The organism is Nocardiopsis halotolerans DSM 44410 (assembly GCF_000341065.1).
In the GTDB taxonomy this organism is placed as follows: Bacteria; Actinomycetota; Actinomycetes; order Streptosporangiales; family Streptosporangiaceae; genus Nocardiopsis; species Nocardiopsis halotolerans.
The window spans coordinates 1-6,314 of sequence record NZ_ANAX01000218.1; the positions used below are offsets into that span (position 1 = coordinate 1).

Below are 6,314 nucleotides of genomic sequence, written 5' to 3' on the forward strand. Positions count from 1 at the left end.
GCAGCGGCCCAGACCATCGCGGTCACCGAGGTCGGAGGGCGCACGGTCTCGTTGAGCGACCTCCTGTCCGACGATTTCCGGACTGACCCAGCTGTCATGTTTGGGCCTGACCGTTTTCATCCGTCAGCCCTCGGGTATTCACAGGCCGCCTTCGCCGTCCTGCCCTCGGCCTGCGCGGCCCTGGGCCTGCTCCCCGAACTGGACGAGGCCGAGCACACCCGCGGTGTCCTGCCGGTGGACCGCGCGGCCGTGGTCGCCGCCGAGACCCCCGGAACGGAGGTCTCCCGTGCGGATTCGCAGGTCGGTGGGCATGCGGCCACCGCGCGCGGGCGCTGGGCGGCCCTCGTCCGGGGCCCGCTCCGCCTCCGTGGAGGCCACGGCCGCCAGGACCGGACCGCCGAGGTGGGCGCGACCGAGAACACCGACCGGTCAGGGGGCGGCGGATGAACGCCGACCCCGGGTGGCGCCCGGGAGCCCCGGACGGGTTTACTGGTCAGTAACAACAGATGCCGGAACCAGTCGACCCGCACACGGTCCCTCCGGCCGCACAGCTTCACACGCAGCACCTCAACCGTTAGGGACGCAGCCATGCCCGAAGCAGTCATCGTCGCGACCGCCCGTTCCCCGATCGGCCGCGCCTTCAAGGGGTCGCTCAAGGACATCCGTCCCGACGACCTGACCACCCAGATCGTCAGCGCCGCCCTGGCCAAGGTCCCCGAGCTGGACCCGAAGAACATCGACGACCTGATGCTCGGCTGCGGCCTGCCCGGCGGCGAGCAGGGCTTCAACATGGCCCGCATCGTGGCCGTCCAGCTGGGCCTGGACACCGTCCCGGGCACCACGGTCACCCGCTACTGCTCCTCCTCGCTCCAGACCACGCGGATGGCCTACCACGCCATCAAGGCGGGCGAGGGCGACGTCTTCGTCTCCGCCGGCGTGGAGACCGTCAGCCGGTTCGTCAACGGCAGCAGCGACGACGGCGAAAACGAGAACCCGATCTTCGACGACGCCAAGGCACGCACCGCCAAGCGCGCCGAGGGCGGAGCCGAGGCCTGGACCGACCCGCGCGAGCAGGGCAACCTCCCCGACGCCTACATCGCGATGGGCCAGACCGCAGAGAACGTCGCCCAGACCGTGGGGGTCTCGCGCCAGCGCCAGGACGAGTTCGCGGTCCGCTCGCAGAACCTCGCCGAGAAGTCGCTGGACAACGGCTTCTGGGAGCGCGAGATCACCCCGGTGACCCTGCCCGACGGCACCGTGGTCAGCACCGACGACGGCATCCGCCGCGGTACCACCTACGAGAAGGTCTCCGAGCTCAAGCCGGTGTTCCGCCCCGACGGCACCGTCACCGCGGGCAACGCCTGCCCGCTCAACGACGGCGCCTCCGCCGTGGTCATCATGAGCGACACCAAGGCCGCACAGCTGGGTATCACGCCGCTGGCCCGCATCGTGTCCACCGGCGTGACCGGTCTGAGCCCGGAGATCATGGGCCTGGGCCCGGTGGAGGCCTCCAGGCAGGCGCTGGCCCGCGCCAACATGGCCATCGGCGACATCGACCTGGTCGAGATCAACGAGGCCTTCGCCGCGCAGGTGCTGCCCTCCGCCGACCAGCTCGGCATCGACGTCGACGCCCAGCTCAACATCAACGGCGGGGCCATCGCGGTGGGCCACCCCTTCGGCAGCACCGGTGCCCGGATCACCGGCACCCTGCTCAACGGCCTCGGGTTCCACGACGGGACGTTCGGCCTGGAGACCATGTGCGTCGGCGGTGGCCAGGGCATGGCCGCCATCTTCGAGCGCCTGAGCTAGGCGGTACCCCTCCGGGGCTCCGGCTTCGCCCCGCCCTCCCGTCGCCCGCCCCCGCGGGGCACCGAGGGCCCGGAACGGTCCCGTTCCGGGCCCTTCACCGTGGTCGGCGCCCTACGCCGTGATCGGGCGTCCGCAACCTTGGTGTACACCTTCCGGAGGGTTTGTCTCCTGGTTGCCAGGCGGCACATCCGTTGTCGGAACACGTGTGGAGACCCCGCCTCACATCCGGGTTCGGCGGGGAGGCGCCTCCAGGCAAACGTTCCCGCACCGGCAAGGTAAAAGCTGGTGACCGGGGCTTGTCCAAAACGTGATCCTGATGCAGGGTCGCAGGTAAGTGCCACACGCCAACGCACTGCCGGAGGTGCCTATGTCGGTAACCCACTCGCCGGAGATCCACGCCAAGCTCATCGAACGCATCCCGGTCGTCACCGGCCGCGAACTCCACGAGTGGTTCGACGCCCTCGACAAGGGACCGGGTCTGGTCCGCTGCCAGGACCGGTCGAACTGGCTCGCCGACGAGTACGAGCTGCCCCAGTGGTACGCACAGGCCCTCGTGACGGAGTACGACCGCCGCCGCAGGGACCGCTCCATCCCCGCCCCCCGTCCCGGGAGGGCCTGACTCCGGACGGCGCCCGGCCGCCCACGACGAGGGGCCGCCGCCTGGACGGATGTCCGGACGACGGCCCCCCTCGCGGTGTGGGCGTTCGGGTGTCCCGTGGACGCTACTCGGCGAACATCGACTTGATGATCCAGAGCAGGCGCAGGATCTCGATGTAGAGCCAGACCAGCGAGACGGTCAGGCCGAAGGCGAACTGCCAGGCGAACCTGTTGGGGATCCCGGCGCGCAGGCCCTCCTCGATGCCGCGGAACTCCAGGGCCAGGGTCAGGGCGGCCAGGACGACGAACACCAGACCCACGAGCAGGCCCAGCGGCGTGGGCTCGCGCAGGCCGATGCCGCCCGCGACGAAGAAGCTCGCCACGAAGTTGACCAGCATCAGGGCGGCGGCGCCGAGCACCGCGAACGTGACGACCTTGACGAAGCCGTCGGTCACCTTGATGACGCGGAACTTGTACAGGGCGAGCATCACCGCGAACACCACGACGGTGCCCAGCACCGCCTGGGTGACGAGGGCACCGCCCGCACCGGCGTCACCGGTGCTCAGGGTCAGGGAGGTGGCCAGGATGGCGGAGAGCCCGCCGACGAGCAGACCCTCCAGGGCGGCGTAGCTCAGGATGGCCGCGGGGTTGGTGATCTGCTTGAAGGCGATCACCAGGCCCAGCACCAGACCACCGAGGGCACCCACGAGGGTGAGCCCCATGGCGGCGGCCGGAGCCGCGCCGAAGAGGAAGTAGTTGACGACGGCGAAGAGCGCGACGACACCGAGCGTCATACCGGTGCGCACGACCACGTCGTCGATGGTCATCGGCTGGTGGGCGGCGTCCTTCACCGGGCCGCCGGGGTACCCCTGCTGCGGGTACGGCTGACCGTAACCCTGCGGCGGGTACGGCTGGCCGTAACCCGGATGGCCGTAACCCTGTTGCTGACCGTAGCCGTAACCCGGCTGACCGTACCCCTGCTGGGCGTGCCCCGCCGGTCCGGCCTGCTGGAGCGCCCGTTTGAGAACGGGGTTGGAACTCCGCATCCGCATGTCTCGTCAAGACCCTTTCACGCGTGGATTGATGCCCACAAGGTAACGCACGGCCCCCGTGACGAGTTCCGGGGCGAGGTCACCGTTGGGACACGGCCCCGGAGGCGGGGAGTACTCCGGAATCGTTCCGGAGGCCCTCCCACCACCCGGGCGACCGTCCCGGAATGGCATCGCCTCCGGAAAGCCGAAGGGCCGGTGTGGAAGAACACCGGCCCTCCTTTTCACCGAATGCGGGATTTTCAACTTCCGGTGGTTCCCCGAAGCGAAACCACCCCGGTTAACTCCGCGTGACCAGTGAACGGGCGAAGAACAACATGTTGGCCGGACGCTCCGCCAGGCGGCGCATGTAGTAGCCGTACCACTCGTCGCCGTAGGGAACGTAGACCCGCACCCGCTTGCCCTCGGCGGCGAGGCGGACCTGCTCGGCGTCGCGGATGCCGAAGAGCATCTGGTACTCGTGGTCGTCCGCGTTCCGGCCGTTGGCGTCGGCCAGCGCACCGGCGATGGCGATCATGCGCGGGTCGTGCGAGGCCACCATCGGGTAGCCCTCGCCCTCCATCAGCACGCGCAGCGCGCGCACGTAGGCCCTGTCCACCTCGGCCTTGTCGCGGAAGGCCACCGACTCGGGCTCGTCGTAGGCGCCCTTGCACAGGCGCACGCGCGAACCGGCTCCGCTCAGGTCGCGGCAGTCGGCCTCGGTGCGGCGCAGGTAGGCCTGGAGCACCGCGCCCACGAACGGGAAGTCCTGGCGCAGTTCGCGCAGGATGCCCAGCGTGGAGTCGGTCGTGGTGTGGTCCTCCATGTCCAGGGTCACCGTGGTGCCGACCGCCTTGGCCGCCTCGGCGATCTGGCGGGCGTTGTCCAGGGCGATCTTCTCGCCGTCCCGGTTGAGGAACTGGCCCACGGCCGAGAGCTTGACCGAAACCTCGGTGCGCTCGCCCAGACCGGCCTCGCCCAGCGCGGCCAGCATGTCCCGGTAGGCGTCCACCGTCGCCGCGGCCTGGGCGAGGTCGGTGGTGTCCTCGCCGAGGAAGTCCAGGGTGACGTGGCGGTCCCGGGTCAGCTCCCCGACCACGGGGAGCGCCTCCTCCTGGGTGGAGCCCGCGACGAACCGTTTGACCATGGCCCGGGTGACGGGAGTGCGCTCGACGATCGTGCGGCAGGCCTGGGACCTGGCGGCGAGCAGCAGGGGCTTACGAAGCATGGTGACCTCGGGAAAGACGTGCGCGAGCCGATCGGCTGGGGCGGGGGGGGGNNNGCGGCCGGGGACGTCCCGGCCGCACCGGTGGATCGGAGCGGGGTCCGCGCCCCCTCAGGACGGGAGGGGGCGCGGACCCGGGGCAGAGCGGAGCGGAAGCCCCAGAGAGAACGCTGTCAGCCCTGGTGGGGGTAGGAGGACACCGTCGGCGCGACGAAGGTCTCCTTGATGGCGCGCGGGCTGGCCCAGCGGGACAGGTTCTGGGCCGAACCCGCCTTGTCGTTGGTGCCGGAGGCGCGGGCGCCGCCGAAGGGCTGCTGGCCGACGATGGAGCCGGTCGGGCGGTCGTTGATGTAGAAGTTGCCCGCGGTGAAGCGCAGCGCCTCGGTGGCCCTGGCCACGGCGGCGCGGTCGGTGGCCAGGATCGCGCCGGTCAGGGCGTAGGCCGAGCCCTCGTCGACGACCTGGAGGATCTCGTCGAACTTCTCGTCCTCGTAGACGTGGACGGCGACGACCGGGCCGAAGTACTCGGTGCGGAACACGTCGTGGGACGGGTCCGAGCCCTCGATGATGGTGGGGCGCACGAAGTAGCCGACGGAGTCGTCGGCGGTGCCGCCCGCCAGGATCTCCAGGGTCGGGTCGGACTTGGCGTCCTCCAGGACCCTGGCCAGCTTGTCGAAGGCGCGGCGGTCGATGACGGCGCCGACGAAGTTGGACAGGTCGGTGACGTCGCCCATGGTCAGGGCCTCGGTCTCGGCGACGAGGTCGTCACGGACCTTCTCCCACACCGAGCGGGCGACGAAGGCGCGCGAGGCGGCCGAGCACTTCTGGCCCTGGTACTCGAAGGCGCCGCGCACGATGGCGGTGCGCAGGACCTCCGGGTCGGCCGAGGAGTGGGCGACGATGAAGTCCTTGCCGCCGGTCTCGCCGACGATGCGGGGGTAGGAGCGGTAGTTGGCGATGTTCTCGCCCACGCTCCTCCACAGGTGCTGGAAGGTCTTCGTCGAACCGGTGAAGTGCACACCGGCCAGGTCCGGGTCGTTGAGGGCGACGTCGGAGACCGCGAGGCCGTCACCGGTGACCATGTTGATGACGCCGGGGGGCATGCCCGCCTCCTCCAGGAGGCGCATGGTCAGCTCGGCGGCGAACTGCTGGGTCGGGGACGGCTTCCACACGACCACGTTGCCCATCAGGGCCGGGGCGGTGGGCAGGTTGCCCGCGATGGCGGTGAAGTTGAAGGGGGTGATCGCGTAGACGAACCCCTCCAGCGGGCGCTGCTCCATGCGGTTCCACACGCCCTTGACGCTCAGCGGCTGCTGGGAGATCAGCTCGCGGGCGTAGGAGACGTTGAAGCGCCAGAAGTCGATCAGCTCGCAGGCCGAGTCGATCTCCGCCTGCTGCACGGTCTTGGACTGGCCGAGCATGGTGGCGGCGTTGATGGTGGCGCGCCAGGGGCCGGAGAGCAGTTCGGCGGCGCGCAGGATGATGGCGGCGCGGTCGTCGAAGGACATCGCGCGCCAGGCGGGGGCGGCGGCCTTGGCGGCGGCGATGGCGTCGCGGGCGTCGTCGTGGGTGGCGTTGCGCATGGTCCCCAGGACCGCGGCGTGGCGGTGCGGCTGCACGGCGTCGATGGGCTCGCCGCCGCCCATGCGGCTCTC

At 70.5% G+C, this 6,314-nt stretch carries 5 protein-coding genes and 1 pseudogene; 3 read left to right on the top strand and 3 right to left on the bottom strand.

Annotated features, from left to right (window positions below):
* The 3 genes and pseudogenes from D455_RS0116700 to D455_RS0116710 all read left to right on the top strand — a co-directional run.
* Positions 1 to 447: pseudogene (locus D455_RS0116700) on the top strand (SGNH/GDSL hydrolase family protein); the annotation flags it as partial.
* 141 nt (positions 448 to 588) lie between these two features.
* Entirely contained in the window at positions 589 to 1,809 is a 1,221-nt protein-coding gene (locus tag D455_RS0116705) for an acetyl-CoA C-acetyltransferase (protein WP_017571858.1), read from the top strand.
* Positions 1,810 to 2,176: 367 nt separating this feature from the next.
* Positions 2,177 to 2,428, top strand: a complete 252-nt coding sequence (locus D455_RS0116710) for a DUF4287 domain-containing protein (protein WP_017571859.1) — start codon at positions 2,177 to 2,179, stop codon at positions 2,426 to 2,428.
* A gap of 103 nt (positions 2,429 to 2,531) precedes the next feature.
* Here D455_RS0116710 and D455_RS0116715 read toward each other — a convergent pair whose 3' ends face one another.
* The 3 genes from D455_RS0116715 to pruA form a co-directional block, all read right to left on the bottom strand.
* Positions 2,532 to 3,458, bottom strand: coding sequence for a Bax inhibitor-1/YccA family protein (locus D455_RS0116715; protein WP_017571860.1), 927 nt, complete (start codon positions 3,456 to 3,458; stop codon positions 2,532 to 2,534).
* Positions 3,459 to 3,735: 277 nt separating this feature from the next.
* The gene (locus tag D455_RS0116720; protein ID WP_017571861.1) at positions 3,736 to 4,662 is read right to left on the bottom strand and encodes a proline dehydrogenase family protein; all 927 of its coding nucleotides are present in this window, start codon (positions 4,660 to 4,662) and stop codon (positions 3,736 to 3,738) included.
* A gap of 170 nt (positions 4,663 to 4,832) precedes the next feature.
* Positions 4,833 to 6,314, bottom strand: a 1,482-nt coding sequence (pruA, locus tag D455_RS0116725) for an L-glutamate gamma-semialdehyde dehydrogenase (RefSeq protein WP_026122702.1), incomplete at its 5' end; no start/stop codon positions are given.